General features: G+C 50.3%; 13 protein-coding genes, 1 pseudogene and 1 other annotated feature. Of the genes and pseudogenes, 11 read left to right on the top strand and 3 right to left on the bottom strand.

Features of this window, described 5'->3' with window-relative positions; genetic code table 11:
* Window positions 1-247 precede the first annotated feature (247 nt).
* The 3 genes from rho (at window position 248) to GPK83_RS13695 (ending at window position 5881) form a co-directional block, all read left to right on the top strand.
* Complete coding sequence (rho, locus tag GPK83_RS13705) at window positions 248-2071, top strand: transcription termination factor Rho (RefSeq protein ID WP_015553319.1); 1824 nt, start codon at window positions 248-250, stop codon at window positions 2069-2071.
* Window positions 2072-2211: 140 nt separating this feature from the next.
* A complete protein-coding gene (locus GPK83_RS13700) occupies window positions 2212-2988 on the top strand; it encodes an IclR family transcriptional regulator (protein ID WP_117469192.1) in 777 nt (258 codons plus the stop codon).
* A 1513-nt stretch (window positions 2989-4501) separates the two neighbouring features.
* On the top strand, window positions 4502-5881 hold the full coding sequence (locus GPK83_RS13695) for an MATE family efflux transporter (protein WP_117551723.1): 1380 nt from the start codon (window positions 4502-4504) through the stop codon (window positions 5879-5881).
* A 325-nt stretch (window positions 5882-6206) separates the two neighbouring features.
* Here the strand turns inward: GPK83_RS13695 and GPK83_RS13690 are convergent, their stop codons facing one another.
* The 3 genes from GPK83_RS13690 to GPK83_RS13680 form a co-directional block, all read right to left on the bottom strand.
* The gene (locus tag GPK83_RS13690) at window positions 6207-6980 is read right to left on the bottom strand and encodes an ATP-binding cassette domain-containing protein (protein ID WP_215705019.1); all 774 of its coding nucleotides are present in this window, start codon (window positions 6978-6980) and stop codon (window positions 6207-6209) included.
* Complete coding sequence (locus tag GPK83_RS13685; protein WP_252196364.1) at window positions 6973-7863, bottom strand: ABC transporter permease; 891 nt, start codon at window positions 7861-7863, stop codon at window positions 6973-6975. The genes GPK83_RS13690 and GPK83_RS13685 overlap by 8 nt, the downstream gene beginning before the upstream one ends.
* Before the next feature lie 152 nt (window positions 7864-8015).
* On the bottom strand, window positions 8016-9113 hold the full coding sequence (locus GPK83_RS13680; RefSeq protein WP_215705018.1) for an ABC transporter substrate-binding protein: 1098 nt from the start codon (window positions 9111-9113) through the stop codon (window positions 8016-8018).
* A 198-nt stretch (window positions 9114-9311) separates the two neighbouring features.
* Window positions 9312-9548 (bottom strand) — a binding site (T-box leader).
* A gap of 320 nt (window positions 9549-9868) precedes the next feature.
* Here GPK83_RS13680 and ftsH point away from each other — a divergent pair.
* From ftsH to GPK83_RS13640, 8 genes and pseudogenes are all read left to right on the top strand, one after another.
* Window positions 9869-11719 (top strand): ATP-dependent zinc metalloprotease FtsH, encoded by a 1851-nt coding sequence (ftsH, locus tag GPK83_RS13675; protein ID WP_215705017.1) that lies wholly within the window; start codon window positions 9869-9871, stop codon window positions 11717-11719.
* Window positions 11720-12091: 372 nt separating this feature from the next.
* Entirely contained in the window at window positions 12092-13303 is a 1212-nt protein-coding gene (locus GPK83_RS13670; RefSeq protein WP_215705016.1) for a hypothetical protein, read from the top strand.
* A 240-nt stretch (window positions 13304-13543) separates the two neighbouring features.
* Window positions 13544-17407, top strand: a complete 3864-nt coding sequence (locus GPK83_RS13665; protein WP_215705015.1) for a DNA-directed RNA polymerase subunit beta — start codon at window positions 13544-13546, stop codon at window positions 17405-17407.
* A gap of 19 nt (window positions 17408-17426) precedes the next feature.
* Complete coding sequence (gene rpoC, locus GPK83_RS13660; RefSeq protein WP_215705014.1) at window positions 17427-21098, top strand: DNA-directed RNA polymerase subunit beta'; 3672 nt, start codon at window positions 17427-17429, stop codon at window positions 21096-21098.
* Window positions 21099-21363: 265 nt separating this feature from the next.
* Window positions 21364-22533 carry a cation diffusion facilitator family transporter gene (locus GPK83_RS13655; protein WP_215705013.1) on the top strand — a complete coding sequence of 390 codons (1170 nt, stop codon included), beginning with the start codon at window positions 21364-21366 and terminating at the stop codon, window positions 22531-22533.
* Window positions 22534-22771: 238 nt separating this feature from the next.
* Entirely contained in the window at window positions 22772-23842 is a 1071-nt protein-coding gene (locus tag GPK83_RS13650; protein WP_215705012.1) for a hypothetical protein, read from the top strand.
* Between the two features lie 261 nt (window positions 23843-24103).
* A complete protein-coding gene (locus GPK83_RS13645; RefSeq protein ID WP_015553333.1) occupies window positions 24104-25201 on the top strand; it encodes a glycosyltransferase family 2 protein in 1098 nt (365 codons plus the stop codon).
* Window positions 25202-25329: 128 nt separating this feature from the next.
* Window positions 25330-25907 (top strand): annotated as a pseudogene (locus tag GPK83_RS13640) (collagen-like protein); the annotation flags it as partial.

Genomic DNA, 25907 nt, shown 5'->3' with positions numbered 1-25907 from the left:
AAGAGGGAACTGTGCAGATGCTTCGTATTCCAAATCTGTAAAATTCCCTCTTTCTTTTTTATAATGTGTGCGTTATAATGAGATATACTGATCCTCCGATACTGCGTAATTGCGGTGATCCCATCGGAGAAGAGTTTCAAATCTAATGGTTCAAAGGCAGCCGGTCCGGGGACGGAGAGGCTGTTACAATCTTTTATGATTCCCAACGAGACGATAAAACCGGAATAAGAATGAAGGAGTATCCATTATGCGTGAAAAATTAGCGACATTACCGCTGACTCAGTTAAAAGAGCTGGCAAAGAGCCAGGGAATCAAGAATATCAGCGGCTTACGAAAAGCAGAATTAATTGACCGTCTCTGCGAGACAGCGGAGAGCGCCGACAGCCAAAAGGCAGCGGCGGGAAACAGTGAAAATAGAGAAAGTACAGCAGTGCCGGCACAGGGGACAGCTGTAGAGGCAGCAGCTTCTGGAAACGGTTTTGGAAGCGCGAGAACGGAAAGCGCGGCACCGGAGAGGGCGTCTGCGGCATCAGAGCGTGCAGACCGTCAGGAACATACAGGACGTCAGGAGAGAACCGAACGCTATGAGAGATCTGATCGTCAGGACCGCGGCGAGCGCCAGATGAGAAATGACCGCCAGGGCGGATACCAGAGCCGCCAGAATAACTACAGAGAACGCCAGAATAATTACCAGGACCGTCAGGGCAGCTATCAGGACCGTCAGAGCGGCAGTTATCAGGACAGACAGAACAGCCAGTCCGCAGGCCAGGATGCACAGACACAGGGCACTTCCTATCAGGACCGCCAGAGCCAGAACAGTGTCCAGGACGCCCAGGGCATCCAGGAGAGCACAAGAACCTACCAGGCAGGTTACCAGACAAGAAACCAGGGAACTCAGAGCTACACTGCGGACCCGAAGAACGACCTCCAGGACCTTGACAGCGGCATCGAGGCAAACGGAATCCTGGAAGTTATGCCGGATGGCTTCGGATTTATCCGCTGCGAGAACTTCCTCCCGGGCGACAACGACGTCTATGTAGCTCCGTCCCAGATCCGCCGCTTCAATATGAAGACCGGTGATATCATCCGCGGAAGCCGCAGAGTGAAATCCGCAACAGAGAAATTTGCGGCACTCCTCTATGTGAAGACGATCAACGGCTACCCGACAAGTGTCGTGGAACGCCGCCCGAACTTTGAGGACCTGACCCCGATCTTCCCGAACCAGAGATTGAATCTGGAAGTCAGAGGCGGAAAAAATACGACGGCCATGAGAGTCATGGATCTTCTCGCCCCCATCGGTAAAGGACAGCGTGGTCTTATCGTGTCCCCGCCGAAGGCAGGTAAGACGACCCTGTTAAAACAGGTGGCAAAAGCCGTGACGACAAACTATCCGGACATGCATATGATCATCCTCCTGATTGACGAGCGTCCGGAGGAAGTCACAGATATCAAGGAATCCGTTGTGGGACCGAACGTGGAAGTCATCTATTCCACCTTCGACGAGCTCCCGGAGCGCCACAAACGCGTTTCTGAGATGGTGATCGAGCGCGCGCGACGTCTTGTAGAGCATGGACGCGACGTGATGATCCTTCTGGATAGTATTACGAGACTGGCGAGAGCCTACAACCTCGTTGTTCCGCCTAGCGGACGCACACTTTCCGGCGGTCTTGATCCGGCGGCTCTCCACATGCCGAAGCGATTCTTCGGTGCAGCGAGAAACATGAGAGAGGGCGGAAGCTTAACGATCCTCGCAACAGCCCTCGTCGATACCGGAAGCCGTATGGATGACGTGATCTACGAGGAATTTAAGGGTACCGGCAACATGGAACTTGTACTCGACAGAAAACTTTCCGAGAAGAGGATCTTCCCGGCCATCGATATCTTAAAGTCCGGCACAAGACGCGACGACCTCCTGCTTACGAGCGAGGAAGCGGAAGCTGTGGATATCGTTCGCAAGGCGACAAACTCCATGAAGGCAGAAGAATCTGTGGAGAAGATCCTGGATATGTTTGCCCGCACAAGGACGAACAGAGAGTTCGTGGAAATGACGAAGAAGACACGGTTTATATGATCGGCAGTGGACTGCACGGCAATCCGCAGATTTGCCAAACAGGCATAAATTAAGAAATTGCGCAGGAAACTGCAGTTATATCTGCGCGAATACCCGGCTGGCAGGAATGATCTGCCGGGTTAGATAGGAGAACAAGCAGAATGGAAGAAACAGGAAAAAATCCGATCCAGGTTGCGGAGCGCCTGTTCCAGGTGATCGAGCGTCTGGCGGAAAATGGTCCTATGGGGATCATGGATCTGAGCGCTGAGCTTGGATTTCATAAGAGCACGACGCACCGCCTCGTGACATCGCTCCAGTACATGGGCTATATCCGTCAGGATGAGGAATCCTTAAAATATGCGCTGTCCTTAAAATTTCTGGAAATCGGAAGTAAGATCCTGGAACAGACGAATATGGCGTCCCTGATCCATCCGTCTCTGAAGAAGCTCTCGGAGCAGACGGGAGAGACGGTACATCTGGTCCGCAGAGAGGGAACGGAGGCCGTGTATATCGATAAAGTGGAGTCCACAGTCAGCTCGATCCGCATGGTGTCGAGAGTTGGGAGCCGGATCCCGTTATACTGCTCCGGTGTCGGCAAAGCGCTGCTTGCGGAATTGCCGGATCCTGAGATCGAAGATATCTGGAACAGTTCTGAGATCACCTCCCTGACTCCGTATACAGTGACGAGTCTGTCAGATCTCATGGATCGGATCCGCGGGGTTCGGGAAGCCGGATATGCGATGGATGATGAGGAGAACGAGGAAGGTGTACGCTGTATTGCGGTCAGCATCCCGGACTACCACAAGGAACCGGTCTATGCCCTCAGCATCTCCGCCCCTGTAAGCCGCATGACTGATGCCCGGATCGCGGAGCTTTCCACAGATGTGCTGACGTTTAAGAAGGATCTGGAGAAGACACTGGGATTTTCCAGAAGCTGAGAAAAATGGTGCAGGCAGCATATAGTTACTGGACACAGGCAGGAATTTTCTGAACTGAAAATTCCGTACAATACAGTGGTGGCAGTGGATTATGCCAATCTGGAAAGCATCGGCAAAATCAGTTACTGTTTGCGCAAGGAGGAACAGTAACTGCATATAAAAATACAGCTTTAAACGTGTGTTGGGATATTGCAAATAAAAAACACATATGATATAATGCCGTTAGGCAAAGAAAATAAAAACTGCATATAGCAAAAAAGAATGAACCCCTCAGTACTGCGAATACTGAGGGGTTCTTCTTATTTTTTATGGTGGACAAGAAACCACCAGGCTAGTGTTGCCCTACTTGTCTCCATCTAACCATTTGATGATGTAATGGCAGGTTACACCAGCCGCACAGGAGACAAGAAATGAAAATAAAAACTGCATAAAGCTCACCTCCTCCCGCTGCCGGGTATCGGTTGGACAACATAAATATTATACGGTAGAACCACAAATGGAATAAGATTACATAAAACTATATTTATTGTAACTGTTCGGTACCGGTCAATGTGCACGGGCAGGAATTTTCTGAACTGAAAATTCCATACAATACAGCGGTGGCAGTGGATTATGCCAATCTGGAAAGCATCGGCAAAATCAGTTACTGTTTGCGCAAGGAGGAACAGTAACTGCATAGTTACTGTACACGGGTAGGAATTTTCTGAACTGAAAATTCCGTACGATACACTTCTGGTAGCAGATTTTGCCGATTTGGAATGCGAAGCATCGGCAAAATCACGTTACTGTACACGCATGCGTGTACAGTAACACTGCATATAAAAATACAGCTTTAAACGTGTGTTGGAATATTGCAAATAAAAAACACATATGATATAATGCCGTTAGGCAAAGAAAGTATCAGATTCAAAGGACAAAAAAGAATGAACCCCTCAGTACCGCGAATACTGAGGGGTTCTTCTTATTTTTTATGGTGGATAAGAAACCACCAGGCTAGTGTTGCCCTACTTGTCTCCATCTAACCATTTGATGATGTAGTGGCAGGCTACACCAGCCGCACAGGAGACAAGAAACGAAAGTATCAAATTCAAAAGACCCACCTCCTCCCGTTGCCGGGTATCGGTTGGACAACATAATAATTGTACGATAAAAGTGCTGATGAAGCAAGATTACATAAAACGTAACTGTTCAGTAGGTCTGCGCACTTGCTGCGCTGACCGTAAGAAAACATAGGCTGGAAGGCAAAAATCCCATCAGCGAAGCTGATCTGGAATGGATTTTTGCACGTAACTATGAAGGTACTGAATAGTTACCATAAAACTATATTTATTGTAACTGTTCGGTACCGTTACTGTTTACGCCCTCAATGTTAGAAATTCGGTACCTTCACAGTTACTAATTTTTACTTTGATTTTACATTCACCGTATTGTATAATAAATCTAATAAGAATCAGAGCAACACACCGAAAAATATTTTAAAGATGCCAAAAGCAGACATACAGGAGTGATGAGAATGCCGGAAAACGAAAAGACGAGACTTCAGAAATTTATGGGTGGAGGAAAACAAGGATACCAGATCGCATTCCAGATGGCTTGGCCTGCGGTGATGGAGTCCTTTTTTATTGCCCTGGCGGGCATGGTGGACTCGCTGATGGTGAGCTCCATCGGCGCATACGCGGTGGCGGCAGTAGGTCTGACAACGCAGCCGAAATTCATCGGCTTGTGTATCTTTATCGCCATGAATGTATCCGTATCTGCCCTGGTGGCGAGACGTCGCGGTGAGAAAGACCGGATCGGCGCGAACCAGGTTCTCCTGATGGCGCTGATCTTCACAGTCGTTGTCGGAATTTTGATCAGCATAGCGGCGGTGGTTTTTGCGGAACCGATCATCCGCTTCTGCGGTGCCAACGAGGACACTCAGGAGAGCGCGGTCCTGTATTTCCGGATCATCATGGGCGGCATGATCTTCAATATCATCTCCATGGCCATCAACGCCTCCCAGCGCGGTGCCGGAAACACGAAGATCGCCATGCGAACCAACGTGACTTCTAACGTGGTCAATATGATCGGAAATTATCTCCTGATTCAGGGTCATCTTGGCTTTCCGGCGATGGGAATCGCGGGCGCGGCTCTGGCGACTGTATTTGGAACCGTGGTTGCCTGCATTATGAGCATCTGCTCCCTGATCCCGAAAGACAATTTTGTCAGCATTCCCTACATTATAAAAGAGCGCGTCCGCATCACCCTGGAACCGGCAAAGAATATGGCAAAGATCGCCTCCAGCGTTTTCATCGAGCAGGTGTTCATGCGGACCGGTTTCCTTCTTGTATCGATCATGGCGGCGAGACTAGGAACCTCGGCCTACGCGGCGCACCAGGTGGCCATGAATGTCATGAACCTGTCATTCTCCTTCGGCGACGGCATGCAGGTGGCTGCCGTTGCGCTCTGCGGGCGGAGTCTCGGGGAGAAGCGCCCGGATCTGGCGGTCATGTATGGAACAATCTGCCAGAGGATCGGAAACATGATCTCCATCGTATTGTCGATCCTGTACCTGACGTTAGGAAACTGGTATTTTCACCTGTACTTTGTTGAGGAAGATATTATCGCCATGGGTGTCCGGATCATGCAGGTCATGACTGTGATCGTACTCCTGCAGATCTCCCAGGTCATTTACATGGGTTGCCTCAGGGGTGCGGGAGATGTGGTGTTCACCACCTGTGCTTCGACCCTCAGCATCACCATCGTCCGCCCGTCCTGTGCGTACCTGTTCTGCTATGTACTGGAGATTGGAGTTGTCGGTATCTGGCTCGGAATCGTGTGCGACCAGATCGTGAGAGTGTGCCTGACGAACTGGAGATTTAAGAGTGGAAAGTGGACGAAAATAAAGATATAGCGAGCGCAGAGGAAAAACAAGCGGCGCCTCCGGCGACATTTGTTTTTCCTGCGCCGCTAACGAGCAAACTGTCTGCGAAGCAGACAATAGAGCGCGAAGCGCGTGTTTGCGAGTGAGCGATTCGACTCAATGAGTCAATACCCCCAAAAACGAAAAGAGCCATATGCCCCGAAAACTGGTCATTCCAGTTCCGGCCGCATACAGCTCTTTTTTATGTAACAGGAAATTCCGAGAAATTCCCTGTTACATAAAAGGCACTAACGTGCCAATGATGCGCACTCGCGCGAAGATGTAGACTGTCACAAGCGTCCGCGCGAGGTGCGCATTAGTTGCCGCATTCAATACTGATCGCGTTAAACATGTCAAGGATATCATCCACTTTCGTGTTCGCCTTTTCCTCGCCTTTTTTATCCATGACCGCATGCCCCTGATGCATCATCAGAAGACGGTTTCCGTACTCTACAGCGAACCGGAGATTATGTGTGACCATAATGGTCGTCAGGTGCTTTTCTGCAACGATCTTTCCGGTCAGTTCCATAATAATATCTGCCGTCTTCGGGTCGAGAGCGGCCGTGTGCTCATCAAGAATCAGAAATTCGATGGGAGTCATGGTTGACATTAAAAGAGCCATCGCCTGACGCTGTCCACCGGAGAGAACACCGACTTTTACACCCAGTTTATCTTCAAGACCGAGACCAAGGATTTTCAACTGGTCGCGGTAGAAGTCAATGCGGGCTTTATTTGTTCCGGGGAGAAGATTGAACGGCTTTCCCTTATTGTCCGCGAGAGCCATATTCTCGAGGATCGTCATATTCGGGCAGGTTCCCATCGCCGGGTGCTGGTAGACGCGGCCGATGCGGCGCTGGCGCTTGTATTCCGGCATTTTTGTGATATCGGTTCCGCCCATGACGATGGTGCCGGAATCCACCGGAATGCTGCCGCAGATCAGATTCAACATGGATGTTTTACCGGATCCGTTGCTGCCGACAACGGAAACAAACTCGCCGTCATCGATGCTGAGGTTGAAATCGTTAAAGAGGCACATTTCATTTACAGTGCCTGCGTTGTAATATTTACTGATGTTTTTTAACTCAAGCATGGTGTGCCCCCTTTCTCTTCATGGAATCACTGACGATCAGGATCAGAAGAAGAATTGCCGCGGTGATAAGTTTCAGGTCGGTCGCCTTTACGATCCGCATGGAAATAACGAAAGCGACACACGCTTTATAGAGAATTGCGCCTGCGATAACAGCGGTGGTCGCCTTCAGCTTTCCGAAGCGGTGGAACAGCTGTGTTCCGAGAATCACGCTTGCGAGACCGAAGACCATGGTTCCGGTTCCGATCGAGATGTCGAAGAACGCCTGCTTCTGGGCGAGAACTCCGCCTGCGAGGGCTGCGAATCCGTTGGCGATCGCAAGGCCGATGATCTTTACCCGGCCTTTGTCTTCTGCCAGGGATGTAACAAGAGCATCATTGTCACCGGCCGCCCGGAGCAGATATCCGGATCTCGTATTTAAGTACCAGTCGAGAACGAACTTGCAGATCAGGACGATCACAGCCAGAATGATCACAACGATGTACGGTCTTACGGATGCCGGAAGACTGTTTCTGGTCCACTCGTTGTCAAAGATCGTATCCTGGGACAGGAACGGAAGGTTTGCCTTCATTCCGGCGATCCTTAAGTTTACGGAGTAGAGGGCTGTCATGACAATGATACCGGAAAACAGGTCGCGGACCTTACATTTTACATGAATGACACCGGTCACGCATCCGGCGAGAACACCCGCAAAGAAGGAGAGCGGAAGTGCCCACACTGGGGAAACTCCTTTTACGATCAGTCCCGCGGTCAGCGCTGCGCCCAGAGGGAAAGTTCCGTCAACCGACAGATCCGGGAAGTCCAGGATCTTGTAGGTGATGTAGACGCCCAGGGCCATGATCGCGTAGATCAGCCCTTCCTCAAAGATTCCTAATAAGATTGCCATGATATCCTCCGAAAATCAGTAACTGGGGAAAATCCCGCAATTACATGTTGCTGCAAAGTCCGGCAGAAGCGGAAAATCGCTTTGCCGGACCATGATGGTTTATGTTGCCGATCATCCGACTTCCTTATTAAAAGTGGATGAAATTTGTTGAACTACTGTGTGATCTCAGTGAATAACTCTTTTGCGTTGGAAGCAAGATCCTCCGGGAAAGTGATTCCAAGATCCTCAGCGACTTTGGAGTTTCCGTAGAAAGCAGCAGTCTCGATCACCTCGAAGTTCAGTTCACTTGCTTTCTTCTCGCCCTTTAAAACTTCTGCAGCCATGCGTCCTGTCTGCTTTCCAAGATCTACATAGTCAAGTCCCATAGCAGCGAGGCAGCCAATCTTGACCTGCTCGATCTCACTTCCGAATACCGGGATGTTTTTCGCATTTGCCTTGGAAAGGATCAGCGGAAGGGAGGCAACGACGGTGTTATCTGTTAAGTTGTTTAAGCAGTCGACCTGCTCTAAGAGGCTGTCAGCAGCGAGTGGAATGTCTGCTGCGGAGGAAACGCCAGATTCAACGATCTCGAAACCGTAGTCAGCGGCTTTTTCCTTGTACTCAGCCAGAGTGGAAGCGGAGTTTACTTCGCTTGTTGTATACATGATTCCGATCTTTTTCGCATCCGGAAGGATCGCGCGGATCATTTCGAGCTGCTGCTCGACCGGAAGCTTGTCGCTGGTACCTGTCACTTTGCCAACCGGAGTTCCGTCAGCGTTTGCGAGCTCGGCTGCAACCGGATCCGTAACGGCTGTATAGATGACCGGGATGTCGTTCTTTCTGCCGACGCTGTATGCACTCTGGGCGCTCGGTGTTGCGATCGCGCAGATGAGATCCACCTTCTGTCCGGCGAAGTTTGTGCTGATCTGTGCTGCTAACCCTGGGTCAGCCTGTGCGTTCTCTTCTAATACGGTAAGGTTCTTTCCTTCAACGATACCGTTCTCTGCAAGCCCCTCAAGGAAGCCTTCGCGGCAGTTGTCGAGAGAGCCGTGGACTGCGAACTGGTTGATGCCGATGGTGTAGGAACCGTCTGCAAGAGCTGTATCTGCTGCGTCTGCGGATTCAGACGTTGTTGTCTCTGCGGCAGCTTCTGTTGCTGTGGCTGTCGTTGTCTCAGCAGCTGTTGTGGTGGAAGCTGTGTTAGAAGAGCAGCCTGCAAGGAGTGCTGCGGTGAAGGTTGCTGCGATGATTGCTTTGATGGATTTTTTCATAATTTTGTTCTCCTCTTCTACTTTTGATAAAGATGTTTTGCAGCTGCGGCAGGTCCTGTTGCGGCGACCGCCGTTTTGCCGAGTAGTTGTTGGAGGTGTGGAGCGAAGGTTTTTGGGGATCGGGATGTTGTACGGTGCAGAGCACTTATTTTTGTATAAAAAAAATCCCAAGTATCAGATATCGATTTAGAATCTGATGCTTGAGACGAATTTCATATCCGCGGTGCCACTCAATTTGACCTTTCGGTCCGCTTTTTTCGTATACCAACATATACGCCGCTCTCTTAACGACTGCGGTAGCCGTCAGTCCATACTAAAATTCAGGACTGCCCTCGAAAGTCCATTCCATTTCCAGTGCAATACTGCAATCCCACCGCCTGCAGCTCTCTGTGAAAACACGATCGAAAATGTACTCCTCTTTCTCAACGGTTTTTCTTGTTTGGTTATGGGTATCATAGTACGAAAAGGATTGTTTGTCAAGAAGAACAATAAAAAAAGTTTGGAAACCTGCAAACTCCGCCGGACAGAAAGAAAAATGGTAATTTCTAAAAAAAATATAACATTTCAGAAACTTCCATAAATTCCATTGACTTTCAATGTTTCCTGATATAGGATAAATATCACACGAAATGACAGGGTGTCATCTCACGCAGATCTTCAGAAAACAAAGCATGTAAAAGGCAGAAAAAGTAACAGCAGAGGCTCGGATGCGATGAAAAGCTCTGCAGAAAAATGAAAATCAAGGAGGCAGACGTATGGGTACCAAAGACGGCGGAAAAAAGCCGAACCCGAATGATCTCAATTCATTTAAGGGATTTTTCTATTATATGATCATAATTCTGGTCATGACGGTCCTGTTAAACGGACTCGTATTCCCGTCCGCACTGAAAAGCCAGGTAAAGGAAGTTGGCTACAACGAGTTCCTGACCATGGTGGACAACGGACAGGTCGCACAGGTGGAAAAAGATGACACGAACGGCGAGATCGTATTCATCACAAAAGACAGCAATGAGAAACAGCAGATCTACAAGACAGGTCTCTGGGATGATCCGGATCTGACAGAACGGTTATACAGTAAGGGAGTGACCTTCGACAAGGTGATCCCGCGGAAGGAATCCGCTATCATGGCAGTCTTCACAAACTGGATCCTTCCATTCATGATCATGATCGGACTTGGACAGATCTTAAGCCGCAGCATGGCGAAGCGCATGGGCGGAAACGCGATGACATTTGGAAAATCGAATGCAAAGATCTACGCGGAGAGTGAGACCGGTGTTACATTCGCGGATGTCGCAGGTGAGGAGGAGGCGAAGGACGCCTTAAAGGAGATCGTTGATTTCCTTCATGATCCGAAAAAATATTCCGATATCGGTGCCACACTTCCGAAGGGCGCGCTCCTCGTAGGCCCTCCAGGAACAGGTAAAACATTACTTGCAAAGGCTGTTGCCGGTGAGGCGCATGTTCCGTTCTTCTCAATCTCCGGCTCTGAGTTTGTTGAGATGTTCGTCGGCATGGGTGCCGCGAAGGTCCGGGACCTCTTCAAGCAGGCAAATGAGAAAGCGCCGTGTATCGTCTTTATCGATGAGATCGATACCATCGGTAAAAAGCGTGACGGAAGCGGCATGGGCGGAAACGATGAGCGTGAGCAGACCTTAAACCAGCTTCTTACAGAGATGGACGGATTCGACGGACGAAAGGGTGTTGTGATCCTGGCGGCCACAAACCGTCCAGAGACCCTCGATAAGGCTCTTTTGAGACCGGGCCGTTTCGACAGAAGAATTCCGGTGGAACTCCCGGATCTCAAAGGCCGTGAGGCGATCCTGCGGGTACATGGAAAAGATGTCAAGATGGATGAGTCCGTTGACTTTAACGCCATCGCGAGAGCGACTGTCGGAGCCAGCGGTGCCGAGCTTGCGAACATTATCAACGAGGGCGCGCTCCGTGCCGTCCGCATGGGACGCCGCGTTGTATCCCAGGCTGACCTGGAGGAGAGCGTTGAGACTGTTATCGCCGGTTATCAGAAGAAGAATGCGTCCGTATCGGAAAATGAACGCCGGATCGTCGCTTATCACGAGATCGGCCACGCCCTCGTTGCAGCGTGCCAGAGCAATTCCGCTCCGGTACACAAGATCACGATCATACCGAGAACTTCCGGTGCTCTTGGCTATACGATGCAGGTGGAGGACGGTGAACGTCTTCTTATGAGCAAGGAGGAGGCACTTAACAAGATCGCAACCCTGACCGGCGGCCGTGCGGCGGAGGAATTTATGTTCCATTCCATCACGACCGGCGCCTCCAACGATATTGAGCAGGCCACAAAGCTTGCCCGCGCTATGGTGACCCGCTACGGTATGAGCGACCAGTTCGGTATGGTTGCCCTTGAGACCGTGACGAACCAGTACCTTGGCGGAGACACCTCCCTCGCATGCTCACCGGAGACAGCGAAAGCCATCGATGACGAGGTGATCGCTACCGTGAAGGCACAGTACGAGAAGGCAATGGGAATCTTAAGAGACCATGCAGCAAAATTAAACGAACTTGCCGGATATCTTCTCGAGAAGGAGACGATCACAGGGGAAGAATTTATGGAGATCCTGAACCGGTAAAAGCAGTATATCAGTGTGAGAAGACTCAGAGACCATGCAAAGTGGCTGCTCTGAGTCTTTTTTCGTTTTGGGAAAAGAATCAGTTACTTTTCATGGGTAGGAATTTTCTGAACTGAAAATTCCGTACAATACAGTGGTGGTAGTGGATTTTGCCGATTCGGAATGCGAAGCATCGGCAAAATCCTGTTACAGTGCGCGGGCAAGGAGTGCCCGTGTACTGTAACAAGAATCAGGCATCGGGCTGACGATGTAAAATCTCGATTGTGTATACCGGAAACCTATGTTAAAATGAGAGTGGAAATTTAGCTGTTGGGTTTAAAATACAAAATTAAAATGACCTGAAAAGAGGAATACCGACAGGAGGAACTACGGATGAAACAGAGATATTGTCCATACTGCGACCAGAAAATGACATCGGGTCTATACTGCAGCGGATGCAAAAGGATCGTGTGGCATCCATATGTACAGGATGTGGATTACTATTTAAATGAGAGACATCCGCGCCATGAGTCAAACTGCCTGTACCATGATGGCGGAAGCGAATACCCTGGAAGCAGCGCGTCCGGTACAGATCCGTACGCGGGCATATTTAAAGGGAATGGGACATCAACCAGAATACAGGGCGGAAAGAAAAAGACAAATCGGGAGAAGAAGACAGCGGAGCCATTCCAGAATATGGGAAACCGGATGACGGGACAGCGGAATGCGTTCGAACATATGAAGAGCCAGCTTGAACAGTACCGCAGCCAGGCAGATACCTGCCAGAGTGGAACTTACAGCAGCCAGTCCGCGAAGAACATCATGGACCGCGTAAACTCCGAGCGGGGACGGAAGAAGCCGTTTACCAGCATTCTGATCGTCGTGATCATCTGGCTGGTATTTTCCGTCGGCGGAAACCTGCTGTTTCTTATCACCCATGCGATCAGGGAATCGATCTACGGGATCGAGAACATCTTCGACTCGTCCAGCGGCGATCTCTGGTCCTCTGCAGATTCCAATGCCGTGGGGGTCCTTGGAGAGGGCGAGCTCTCCGACGAGGAGGTGCGGGCCATCGGAACAAACTGTACAAACTACGGTCACTATGACGCCCAGCTTGCGGATGTGACGGCCGCCCTGGACCGGCTCCTGCCGCAGTACGGATTTTCTGAGTGGTCGATGGAGGACACATACAGCTACAACTATGCTTCGGACGATATGAGCTGGTACAACACAGATCAGGCCTATTATCTGAGTCGTGACGGGGAGTATGTGGGAAGCATTACCATCTACGCTGACACGGCAACGGACGATCTCCATGGGATCGGTGCCTACAGCAGCAATGAGGAGGCCTTTTACCAGATCGTGGACGTGCTGGAAGCTGCATTTCAGGAATTCGGCTATCTGGATACGGATCTAAGCGGACAGGAGGTATATCAGGAACTGATCAATACCGAGGATATGATCGTTAGTAAGACAGATGACAGTGTCAACGGATTTACCACAGCTTATGGACCGGAGATTTTTGCAAGTAAAGAAAGCCCGTCAGGGGATGATTTTTATTCGATCCAGATGTATGCGCCGGGGTATTACACAAGCGTAGAGTAGAATGGTAAAAATTATATAGACTGATAAAAGATGTGCTGCAGGATCATCTGAAAGATTCTGCAGCACATCTTTTATTTACGTGAACAACGTCCAGGAAAACCTTGTAAAAAAGTGCTTGACAGATTGACAAACCCATGATAGTATGAAATGTGCACTATTGTGGTATCATGTGCATATGGTACCAGTATGCCCAAAATTGGCTATTGATTATAGAGAAAGAAAACAGGGGTGAAACGTCAAATGGAGAAAAGCAGAATGCGTCCGGTGCCGGCCGGCAAGAGCGTAAGAATGAGCTTCTCAAGACAGAAAGAAGTTCTTGAGATGCCGAACCTGATCGAGATCCAGAAGGATTCTTATCAGTGGTTCCTCGACGAGGGCCTGAAAGAGGTCTTTGACGATATCTCTCCGATCGCTGACTTTGCTGGACATCTGAGCCTGGAGTTTGTAGACTTCACGCTGTGCAAAGATGACATCAAATATACGATCGAAGAGTGCAAAGAGCGTGATGCGACTTACGCGGCACCTTTAAAGGTTAAGGTGAGACTCTGCAACAAAGATAAAGATGAAATCAATGAACATGAGATTTTCATGGGCGATCTGCCGTTAATGACAGATACCGGCTCCTTCGTTATTAACGGTGCCGAGCGTGTTATCGTCAGCCAGTTGGTACGTTCCCCAGGTATATATTATGGAATCGATCATGATAAGATCGGTAAGGAATTATACTCCTGTACCGTGATCCCGAACCGTGGAGCATGGTTAGAGTATGAGACCGATTCCAACGACGTGTTCTATGTCCGTGTAGACCGTACGAGAAAGGTCCCGGTTACAGTCCTGATTCGTGCGCTCGGATATGGAACAAACGCCGAGATCATCGATCTCTTCGGTGAAGAGCCGAAGCTTCTCGCAAGCTTTGGAAAAGATACATCCGACAACTATCAGGATGGTCTCCTTGAATTATATAAGAAGATCCGTCCGGGCGAGCCGCTGTCCGTTGACAGCGCTGAGAGCCTGTTAAATGGTATGTTCTTTGATCCGAGAAGATACGATCTCGCGAAGGTCGGCAGATACAAATTCAACAAGAAGCTCCACATGAAGAACCGTATCGTAGGACAGATTCCGTCTGAGGATATCGTCGATACATCTACAGGTGAAATCCTTGCCGAAGCAGGAAAGGCAATCACAAAGGACCAGGCGATCGCGATCCAGAACGCAGCAATCCCGTACGTATGGATCCAGACTGAGGAACGTGTAGAGAAGGTTCTCTCAAACCTCATGGTAGATCTTTCCGCATACGTAACATTTAATCCGGAAGAAGTAGGTATTACAGAATTAGTATACTACCCGGTATTAAAAGAGATTCTGGAAAAAGCAGGGGATGACGAGGAAGAGTTAAAAGCAGAACTCCACCGCAACATCCACGAGCTCGTTCCGAAGTGCATTACAAAGGAAGATATCCTTGCTTCCATCAACTACAATATGCACCTTGAGTACGGCATCGGCGTTAAGGATGATATCGACCACCTTGGAAACCGTCGTATCCGTGCAGTCGGCGAGCTGCTTCAGAACCAGTACCGCATCGGTCTTTCCAGAATGGAGCGTGTGGTACGCGAAAGAATGACAACACAGGACATCGACGGAATTACTCCGCAGTCCCTGATCAATATCAAACCGGTAACCGCAGCAGTGAAGGAGTTCTTCGGAAGCTCCCAGTTATCCCAGTTCATGGACCAGAACAACCCGTTATCCGAGCTTACGCATAAGAGACGTCTCTCCGCGTTAGGACCGGGCGGTCTGTCCAGAGAACGTGCGGGATTCGAGGTTCGAGATGTACACTACACCCACTATGGCCGTATGTGTCCGGTCGAGACTCCTGAGGGACCGAACATCGGTCTGATTAACTCCCTTGCAAGCTATGCGAAGGTAAACCAGTACGGCTTTGTTGAGGCTCCGTACCGTGTCGTAGATAAGACTGATCCGGCAAACCCGCGTGTTACCGATGAAGTCGTTTATATGACCGCGGACGAAGAGGATAACTACATCGTAGCACAGGCGAACGAGCCGCTCGATGAGGAAGGCCACTTCATCCACAACAACGTATCCGGTCGTTTCCGTGAGGAGACTTCCTCCTTCCAGAAGAGACAGATCGATTTAATGGACGTATCCCCGAGAATGGTATTCTCTGTCGCTACATCCATGATCCCGTTCTTACAGAACGATGACGCGAACCGTGCCCTGATGGGATCCAACATGCAGCGTCAGGCAGTACCGCTTCTTTCCACAGAAGCTCCGGTCGTTGGTACCGGTATCGAGGGCAAGGCTGCCGTTGACTCCGGTGTCTGCGTTGTTGCAAAGAATGCTGGCGTTGTTGAGCGCTCCGCGTCCAATGAGATCGTGATCAAGAGAGATTCTGACGGAAACCGCGATGTTTACCGCCTGATCAAATTCTCACGAAGCAACCAGTCCAACAGCTATAACCAGAAGCCGATCGTTTACAAGGGAGACCATGTAGAGAAGGGCGAGGTTATCGCAGACGGACCGTCCACAAAGGATGGAGAGATCGCACTTGGTAAGAACCCGCTGATCGGATTCATGACCTGGGAAGGTTACAACTACGAGGATGCGGTTCTCTTAAGCGAAAAACTCGTTATGAACGATGTATACACATCTGTTCATATTGAAGAATATGAATGCGAATCCCGTGACACCAAGTTAGGACCGGAAGAGATCACAAGAGATGTTCCGGGTGTTGGTGAGGACGCATTAAAAGACCTGGATGAGAGAGGAATCATCCGCATCGGCGCTGAGGTACGTGCCGGTGATATCTTAGTCGGAAAGGTAACTCCGAAGGGAGAAACTGAGCTGACTGCAGAAGAAAGACTTCTCCGCGCGATCTTCGGTGAGAAGGCAAGAGAAGTCCGCGATACATCCTTAAAGGTGCCGCACGGCGCTTACGGAACCATCATCGACGCAAAACTCTTCACAAGAGAGAACGGCGACGAGCTTGCTCCTGGCGTAAACGAGACAGTCCGCATCTACATCGCACAGAAACGTAAGATCTCTGTCGGTGATAAGATGGCCGGCCGTCATGGTAACAAGGGTGTTGTCTCCCGTGTACTTCCAGTAGAGGATATGCCGTTCCTTCCGAATGGCCGTCCGCTCGATATCGTATTAAACCCGTTAGGCGTGCCGTCCCGAATGAACATCGGACAGGTCCTCGAGATCCACTTAAGCCTTGCTGCAAAGGCACTCGGCTTTAACGTTTCCACACCGGTATTCGATGGCGCGGACGAGAACGATATCCAGGATACACTGGAGCTTGCAAATGATTATGTAAATATGGAATGGGATGCATTCCAGGAGAAGTATAAGGATATCCTTCGTCCGGATGCGATGGAATACCTCGGCGAGCACCTTGACCATCGTGCTCTCTGGAAAGGCGTTCCGATCAGCCGTACCGGTAAAGTACAGCTCCGCGACGGACGTACAGGTGAATACTTCGATGGTCCGACTACGATCGGACACATGCACTACCTGAAGCTGCATCACCTGGTTGATGATAAGATCCATGCCCGTTCCACAGGTCCATACGCACTGGTAACACAGCAGCCGTTAGGTGGTAAAGCACAGTTCGGCGGACAGCGTTTCGGTGAGATGGAGGTTTGGGCTCTTGAGGCTTACGGTGCGGCTTACACCCTTCAGGAGATCCTGACTGTGAAGTCCGATGATGTTGTAGGACGTGTAAAGACCTACGAGGCGATCATCAAGGGCGAGAACATTCCGGAGCCGGGTATTCCGGAGTCCTTCAAGGTACTCTTAAAAGAGTTACAGTCTCTCGGACTGGACGTAAGAGTGCTGCGTGACAACGGTGAAGAGGTCGATATGTCTGAGAACATCGACTACTCCGATACCAACTATGACCTTCGTTCCATCATCGAGGGAGACCGCCGCTACAACGATAAGGAAGACTTATCCGACTACGGATTCCAGAAGCAGGAATTCAAGGGCGACGAGCTTGTCAATGTGGAAGACGATGACTATACAAACGACGGTGCCAAAGACGACTATGTCGATGACGATTATACCGAGGATGACGACAAATAATTAGAAGGGAGTACCGTTCATGCCTGAGACAAATGAAACTTATCAGCCGATGACATTCGACGCGATCCGTATCGGACTTGCCTCTTCGGAAAAGATTCTGGAATGGTCCCATGGTGAGGTTAAGAAACCAGAGACCATCAACTACAGAACCTTAAAGCCGGAGAAAGACGGTCTGTACTGTGAGAGAATCTTTGGACCGACCAAGGACTGGGAGTGTCATTGTGGTAAATACAAGAAAATCAGATATAAAGGTGTTATCTGTGACCGCTGCGGCGTTGAGGTAACAAAATCCAGCGTCCGCCGTGAGCGTATCGGACACATTGCGCTTGCTGCTCCGGTATCCCATATCTGGTATTTTAAAGGTATTCCGAGCCGTATGGGCCTGATTCTGGATATCTCTCCGAGAGTCCTCGAGAAAGTCCTGTACTTTGCTTCCTATATCGTTCTGGATGCCGGAAACACCGGTCTTCAGTTAAAACAGGTCCTTTCTGAGAAAGAGTACCGTGATGCTGTTGAAAAGTATGGCTACGGCACATTCCGTGTGGGAATGGGTGCTGAGGCTGTTCAGGAACTTTTAAAGAATATCGATCTGGATAAGGACTCCGAAGAGCTTAGAAAAGCTCTTCAGGAGGCATCCGGCCAGAAGAGAGCGAGAATCATCAAACGTCTTGAGGTCGTAGATGCATTCCGCAGCTCCGGAAACAGACCGGAGTGGATGATCATGAATGTGATTCCGGTTATCCCGCCGGATATCCGTCCGATGGTTCAGCTTGACGGTGGACGTTTCGCGACATCCGACTTAAATGACTTATACAGAAGAATCATCAACCGTAACAACCGTCTTGCAAGACTTCTTGAGCTCGGTGCTCCGGATATTATCGTCCGCAACGAGAAGAGAATGCTTCAGGAGGCCGTTGATGCCCTGATCGATAACGGCAGACGCGGCAGACCGGTTACAGGTCCTGGAAACCGTGCATTAAAGTCCCTTTCCGATATGTTAAAGGGTAAACAGGGACGTTTCCGTCAGAACCTTCTCGGTAAGCGAGTTGACTATTCCGGACGTTCCGTTATCGTCGTTGGACCGGAACTTAAGATCTATCAGTGCGGTCTCCCGAAGGAGATGGCGATCGAGCTCTTCAAACCGTTCGTTATGAAGGAACTCGTTGCTAACGGAACCGCACATAACATCAAGAACGCGAAGAAGATGGTTGAGCGCCTCCAGACAGAGGTCTGGGACGTACTTGAGGATGTAATCAAAGAGCATCCGGTTATGTTAAACCGTGCTCCTACTCTTCACCGTCTTGGTATTCAGGCGTTCGAGCCGATCCTTGTAGAAGGTAAGGCGATCAAGCTTCATCCGCTCGTTTGTACCGCATTCAACGCGGACTTCGATGGAGACCAGATGGCGGTCCACCTTCCGCTTACCATGGAAGCTCAGGCAGAGTGCCGCTTCCTTCTTCTCTCCCCGAACAACCTGTTAAAGCCGTCTGATGGTGGTCCGGTAGCCGTTCCTTCCCAGGATATGGTTCTCGGTATCTACTATCTGACACAGGAGAGACCGGGCGCAAAGGGCGAGGGAATGTTCTTTAAGAGCCCGAACGAAGCACTTCTTGCATATGAGAACGGTGCCGTTACTCTTCACGCAAGAATCAAAGTCCGTGTGACAAAGACTCTTCCGGATGGAAGAACCATGACTGGTATCGTTGATACAACTGTCGGACGTATCCTCTTCAATGAGATCATCCCGCAGGATCTTGGATTTGTAGACAGAACGATCCCGGGCAACGAGTTAAAGCCGGAGATCGATTTCCTCGTAAAGAAGAAACAGTTAAAGCAGATCCTCGAGAAAGTCATCAATACACACGGAGCGATCCAGACAGCGATCACCCTGGACGATATCAAGGCGATCGGTTACAAGTACTCCACAAGAGCAGCTATGACCGTATCCATTTCCGATATGACTGTCCCGGCAACAAAGAAGCAGCTCCTCGCAGATGCAGAAGCTACCGTTGATCGTATCGCTAAGAACTTCCGCCGTGGTCTTATCACAGAGGAAGAGCGTTACAAAGAAGTTATCGATGTATGGAAAGCAACCGATGACCAGCTGACACATGACCTTCTGACAGGTCTTGATAAATACAACAACATCTTCATGATGGCGGACTCCGGAGCCCGTGGTTCCGATAAGCAGATCAAGCAGCTTGCCGGTATGCGAGGACTCATGGCGGATACGACCGGTCACACGATCGAACTCCCGATCAAGTCCAACTTCCGTGAAGGTCTTGACGTACTTGAGTACTTCATCTCCGCACATGGTGCGAGAAAAGGTATGTCCGATACCGCTCTTCGTACAGCCGACTCCGGTTACCTGACAAGACGTCTTGTTGACGTATCCCAGGACCTTATCATCCGTGAGACAGACTGCTGTGAAAGCAAGGGAACGATCCCGTACATGGAGATCGAGGGCTTTACGGACGGTAAAGAGACCATCGAGACGCTGCAGGAGAGATTGACAGGCAGATATATCGCTGAGACGATCACAGATCCGGATACCGGAGAAGTTGTTGTCAAGGCAAACCATATGTGTACACCGAAACGTGCCGCAGCCGTTATCAAGGTTCTTGAGAAGCTCGGCAGAAATACTGTTAAGATCCGTACAGTCCTGACATGTAAGTGCCATATCGGCGTCTGCTCCAAGTGCTACGGCGCAAACATGGCGACAGGCCAGCCGGTACAGGTCGGAGAGGCTGTTGGTATCATTGCCGCACAGTCCATCGGTGAGCCGGGTACACAGCTGACCATGCGTACATTCCACTCCGGCGGTGTTGCCGGCGGCGATATCACACAGGGTCTTCCCCGTGTCGAGGAGCTTTTCGAGGCCAGACGCCCGAAGGGACTTGCGATCATCGCTGAATTCGGTGGTGTTGTTACAATTAAAGATACAAAGAAAAAACGTGAGATCATCGTTACGGACCAGGAGACAGGAAACTCCAAGACTTATCTGATCCCCTATGGTTCCAGAATCAAAGTTGCGGACGGACAGGTTCTCGAGGCCGGCGACGTTCTTACAGAGGGTAGCATCAACCCGCACGACCTGTTGAAGGTTAAGGGCGTTCGTGCCGTACAGGATTACATGATCCGTGAGGTACAGCGTGTTTACCGCTTACAGGGTGTAGAGATCAACGATAAGCATATCGAGATGATCGTGCGTCAGATGTTAAAGAAGATCCGTGTCGAGGAGAGCGGCGATTCCGACGTTCTTCCGGGCGTATCCATGGATGTTCTTGATTTCAACGAGATGAACGAGGAGCTCATCGCTGCAGGCAAACAGCCGGCAGAGGGCAAACAGGTCATGCTCGGTATTACAAAAGCATCCCTTGCAACCGATTCCTTCTTATCTGCCGCATCCTTCCAGGAGACCACAAAGGTTCTTACTGAGGCAGCGATCAACGGTAAGGTCGATCACCTGATCGGTCTGAAAGAGAATGTTATTATCGGTAAGCTGATCCCGGCTGGTACCGGAATGAAGCGTTACCGCAATATCAAGCTCAGCACAGGCGAGATCGAGGATAAGATCCAGGAGCAGGAAGCACCGGCTGCTGAAGAGCCGCAGGAGGAGACGGATGCTCCGCTTGAGGAAGCAGATAAAATCATTCTCAACGAGGATGATACACAGGATGTCGATGAGTGATCGGTATTTTGACAAATAAATATATCGGAAAGCTTTCTGGAAGCAGGAACTTTTTCGTATGCTGAGGCATATAAGAACAGCGAGGAGAACATGAAAGATCATGTTTTTCCTCGCTGTTTGAGTATACAGATGGTTAGAAGAAAGCAACTTGTAGCGATTCGGCGGGCCGATGGGCTTTCTGTGCTGAATGTGAGAAGACCTGAATTACAATTTCTTGATTTTTGGCTTGGCGCGGCAAGTGTGCGGACCGATGGAGGTGTTTTACATGATTACGATACTGTCCGGCTTATTTATTAAAAACAGGGATCAATTCGGGGACAGCGATGTGCGCCGTGCCTACGGCATGCTCTGCAGTATTGTGGGCATCGCGCTCAATGTTTTTCTGTTTGCCGGAAAATATCTGGCGGGTGTGATCAGTGGATCCATCGCTATTACGGCGGATGCATTCAATAACCTGTCAGATGCAGGATCATCCTTTATCTCTCTTGTGGGATTTAAATTTTCCGGTATGAAGGCTGACGCGGACCACCCCTTTGGACACGGGCGCATCGAGTATGTCTCCGGATTTGGAGTTTCCATGGTCATCATTCTCATGGGGGTCGAGCTTTTCAAAACTTCCATAGAGAAGATCTTTCATCCAGAGCCGGTGGAGACAGGTGCCCTGGCGGTAGGGATCCTTGTGGTCTCCATCTGTGTAAAGGGATACATGTGCTTTTACAACCGGGCAGTCGGCAAAAAGATCCAGTCGGAGACCATGAAAGCGACGGCTATGGACAGTATGAGCGATTCCATCGCGACAACGGCGGTTCTGATCTCCATGGCGGTGGCCCATGTGACAGGAATTAGTATCGATGGATGGTGCGGCTGCCTTGTGGCATGCTTTGTATTGTATGCCGGATTTAGCGCGGCGAAGGATACCCTGAATCCGCTTCTCGGAGAACCGCCTTCCAGAGAATTTGTAAATGAGATCAGGACGATCGTTATGGCTCATCCTGAGATCCTTGGGATCCATGATCTAGTGGTCCACGATTACGGCCCGGGGAGACGCATGATCTCCCTCCACGGGGAAGTGTCAGGGTATTGCGATATCTTTGAGATCCACGACGTGATCGATCGGATCGAGAAGGAATTGAAGGAAAAACTTGGCTGTGAGGCCGTGATCCACATGGATCCGATCGTGGTGAATAACGAGGCGATCAATGAGACAAAAAAGGAAGTTGTTGACATGATCAACGAACATTTTCCGGGCGTCACCATCCATGATTTCCGCATGGTCAAGGGGACGACTCATACGAACCTGATTTTCGACGCGGTGGTTCCATTCCAGTATGGGAAAACGAACGAAGAGGTAAAACAGGGGATCGCGAACCTGATCTCAGAGAAATGGGATAGTTATTACGCAGTGATACAGGCAGAGCAGTCATATCTGGAATAAAGAAAAGAGATTGAATCCGGCAGAGCGTGCAGAAGCGCTTTGCCGGATTTTTGCAGTTAAAGAAAACGTAAGAAGTCTACAGCAAAAATGGTTTGCGATTGCATGGTTGAACTGCTATACTTGAGATATGGAACTCACGGAAGTATATGAACAGATGGGTGACAGAACAGGCGCTCCGGCATCTGGAAACTTGTGCAGATGACCGATGCGGTTGTTGAATTTTAAGGAGGTCTCTCTTATGAAAAAGTGGAAAATGATCCTTACTGCAGCGATGCCGTTAGCAATGGCACTGTCCTTCCCAGCATTCGCGGGCGAATGGCACGAGGATATGAACGGCTGGTGGTATGAGAACGATGACGGTTCCTACTGCCGGAACGGCTGGGACTGGATCGATGGTGATCATGATGGCTGGGCACAGTGCTATTATTTCGGAAATTCCGGTTATCTGCAGATGAATGCCGGATATGCGCAGACAAATACGAGTCATGCGGACGGATATGAGATCGATAAAAATGGTGCCTGGAGCGTAAATGGTGTTACCCAGGTAAAGGCAGTTCCGATCGCTGTCGCGGAGAACGATCCGGAGGCGCTGAAGGTCTATGAGGAAGCACAGCAGCTTAGCGAGTCTCTCCCGAGCGCGAATATCGATGTGGACTATACGATCACCATGTCTTATCTCGGACAGGATATTGATATGTCCATGAATATGAAGCTGATGATGAAAGAGGACGCGAACGGAGACATGCAGTTTGTATGCAAGGGTACCGCGGATACGCTTGGAACCGCAGTGCCGATCGATATGTTCTACACAGACGGATACATGTATGTGAACACTATGGGCATCAAGTACAGGCAAGCCATGGATCTGGAAGCTGCGAAAGCTCAGGCCACACAGATCAACATGGATCTGGATACGGATGTTGTCAAAGGCTTGAGAATGTATACAAGCGGTGACACAAGGAAACTTGCATTTACTATTGATGACCAGAAGATCAACGAGGTCCTGACCGCAGTTACCAGCGCGACCGCAGAGACCTACGAGGAGCTTGGGGTCACTCTGGACATGAAGATCAATGAGTCAAACGGCGAGATGACGGTCAACAAAGATGGCTATTGCGAGGCTATGAAGATGTTTATGGACTACGGAATGAGTGTCACAGATCATACAACATCCGAAGCTGATGAGATGAACTATAAGATGGATATCAATATGACATATAAGAATCCGGGCAAGGAAGTTTATTTTGAGATCCCATCTACAGATGGCTACGAAGATATTGCTGTGGCTTATGTGGCAGATGCGGAATAGGGGCAGTAGAATCGGAACCGGTCTGGCTCGTTAAAAAGTGAAGTGTAAATGGCGCTGGTTTGCGTATGGCTGAGAGGTCATGGCAGATCAGCGCCTTTTTGTGCCACAGGAAATCCCTGTTCACAGATGGAAGCGGCAGGCTTTGCAGAAATGGAGTTTCAACTGTAATGAGATCTGCCCGTTACTGCGTCTGAGAGAATAGCAGATTGGAGCATCTCTCATATATTAAGATAGAAGAAACAGGACAAAGAGGGGGAGATTATGGTATCCATCAGCCTATGCATGATCGTGCGCAATGAGGAAAAGGTTCTCGGAAGATGCCTGGCCTGCGTGCAGGGATTTGCGGATGAGATCATAATTGTGGACACGGGATCTACGGACCGGACGAAGGAGATCGCATTTTCTTTTACGGACAAGGTTTATGATTTTAAATGGAAGGATGACTTTGCTGCGGCGAGAAATTTCGCGTTTTCCAAGGGAACGGGGGATTACCTGTTCTGGCTGGATGCAGATGATGTGGTAAGGCAGGAGGAACGGAGAAAATTAATGGATCTTAAGAGACGGCTGGATGACGAACGGCCGGATGTGGTGATGTTGAAATACGCGGTTGGATATGACGGGGATGGCGCACCGTCATTTTTCTTTTATAGAGAACGTCTTTTAAGGCGGTGCGGAAAAGCCGTATGGAAAGGGCGCATCCATGAGGCGGTGGAACCCTTTGGAAAAGTAGTGCGGGAAGATATCATGATCGAGCACCGGAAAGTGGGGACAGGGGATCCGGACAGGAATCTTCGGATATTTGAGCAGATGCTCCGGGAGAAGGGGAAATTATCTCCGCGGGATCAGTATTATTATGGAAAGGAATTATATTATCACAGAAGATACCGGGATGCTGCTTCCGTATTTTCGGAATATCTGGAACTGCCGGATGGCTGGCGGGAAGACCGGGTGGATGCCTGCAGGCATGGGGCGTACTGTATGTACCGGATCGGGGACCGGGACCGGGGACTAAAGTTTCTGCTTTCCGGACTTTCTGAGGGGATCCCGAAGCCGGAGCTCTGCTGTGATCTCGGATGGTGGTTCTTCTCGGCCGGGCGCTATCGCGACGCAATTTTCTGGTACGGGCAGGCAGTTCAGGCCGGAAAGTTGACAGGGGAGGACGGTTTTGTGATGCCGGAGTGCCGGGGATATATTCCGTATCTTCAGATGTGTGTCTGCTATGACAGGCTCGGGGAATGGAAGATGGCGGAGCGGTATAATGAGCTGGCGGAGAGGTGCCGGCCGGGGACGGAGACATGCCAGTTAAACAGGAAATATTTTGAGAAAAGAAAAGAGCAGCAAATTGAATGGATCCAGTGAGGTGACAGCCGGAGTTTTGGACAAAAAATCGCAGAAGTAGCAGTTTCGGACGGGCAGCATAGATTATAGTAAGCGAACAACCTGTATGGGATGTCCGCAAGGAAAATATGCTGAAAGGAGAATTGGTTATGCGTAATTGTGGATATGGTTTCTGGGAGAACGAGGACTGCAGAGCAGAGAGCTGCCGGGGCGGAGACGAGAGAGGACACTGGGATGGGAACTGTTGCTGCGGCCGGGACGGAACGCAGGGCTGTGGCGGAGATGGAAGAGGTGGCTGCGGTGAAAATTGTGGCTGCGGAGGAAACAGAAGAGGCGGCTGTGGCGGAAATTGCGGAAGCGGCTGGGGATATGGCTGGAGACACGGAACCTGCTGCTGCCGGGGACCGCAGGGGCCGAGAGGCCCTCAGGGATGCCCGGGTCCGGAAGGACCGAGAGGTCCACAGGGGTTTCCGGGATTTGACGGAGCGCCGGGAGCGACAGGTCCGATGGGCCCGATGGGCCCGATGGGTCCGATGGGTCCGATGGGCCCGATGGGTCCGGCAGGAGCGCCGGGAGCGACAGGTCCGATGGGCCCGATGGGTCCGGCAGGAGCGCCGGGAGCGACAGGTCCGATGGGCCCGATAGGTCCGGCAGGAGCGCCGGGAGCGACAGGTCCGATGGGCCCGATGGGTCCGGCAGGAGCAGTGGGAGCGACAGGTCCGATGGG

The organism is Clostridium sp. MCC328 (assembly GCF_018785465.1).
Lineage (GTDB): Bacteria > Bacillota > Clostridia > Lachnospirales > Lachnospiraceae > Pilosibacter > Pilosibacter fragilis.
This window is presented reverse-complemented; position numbering and strand designations above follow the sequence as displayed.

Excerpts from the sequence above, each read along its gene's own strand:
- rho (WP_015553319.1), top strand. The coding sequence starts at position 248 with ATGCGTGAAAAATTAGCGACATTACCGCTGACTCAGTTAAAAGAGCTG.
- GPK83_RS13700 (WP_117469192.1), top strand. The coding sequence starts at position 2,212 with ATGGAAGAAACAGGAAAAAATCCGATCCAGGTTGCGGAGCGCCTGTTC.
- GPK83_RS13695 (WP_117551723.1), top strand. The coding sequence starts at position 4,502 with ATGCCGGAAAACGAAAAGACGAGACTTCAGAAATTTATGGGTGGAGGA.
- GPK83_RS13690 (WP_215705019.1), bottom strand. The coding sequence starts at position 6,980 with ATGCTTGAGTTAAAAAACATCAGTAAATATTACAACGCAGGCACTGTA.
- GPK83_RS13685 (WP_252196364.1), bottom strand. The coding sequence starts at position 7,863 with ATGGCAATCTTATTAGGAATCTTTGAGGAAGGGCTGATCTACGCGATC.
- GPK83_RS13680 (WP_215705018.1), bottom strand. The coding sequence starts at position 9,113 with ATGAAAAAATCCATCAAAGCAATCATCGCAGCAACCTTCACCGCAGCA.
- ftsH (WP_215705017.1), top strand. The coding sequence starts at position 9,869 with ATGGGTACCAAAGACGGCGGAAAAAAGCCGAACCCGAATGATCTCAAT.
- GPK83_RS13670 (WP_215705016.1), top strand. The coding sequence starts at position 12,092 with ATGAAACAGAGATATTGTCCATACTGCGACCAGAAAATGACATCGGGT.
- GPK83_RS13665 (WP_215705015.1), top strand. The coding sequence starts at position 13,544 with ATGGAGAAAAGCAGAATGCGTCCGGTGCCGGCCGGCAAGAGCGTAAGA.
- rpoC (WP_215705014.1), top strand. The coding sequence starts at position 17,427 with ATGCCTGAGACAAATGAAACTTATCAGCCGATGACATTCGACGCGATC.
- GPK83_RS13655 (WP_215705013.1), top strand. The coding sequence starts at position 21,364 with ATGATTACGATACTGTCCGGCTTATTTATTAAAAACAGGGATCAATTC.
- GPK83_RS13650 (WP_215705012.1), top strand. The coding sequence starts at position 22,772 with ATGAAAAAGTGGAAAATGATCCTTACTGCAGCGATGCCGTTAGCAATG.
- GPK83_RS13645 (WP_015553333.1), top strand. The coding sequence starts at position 24,104 with ATGGTATCCATCAGCCTATGCATGATCGTGCGCAATGAGGAAAAGGTT.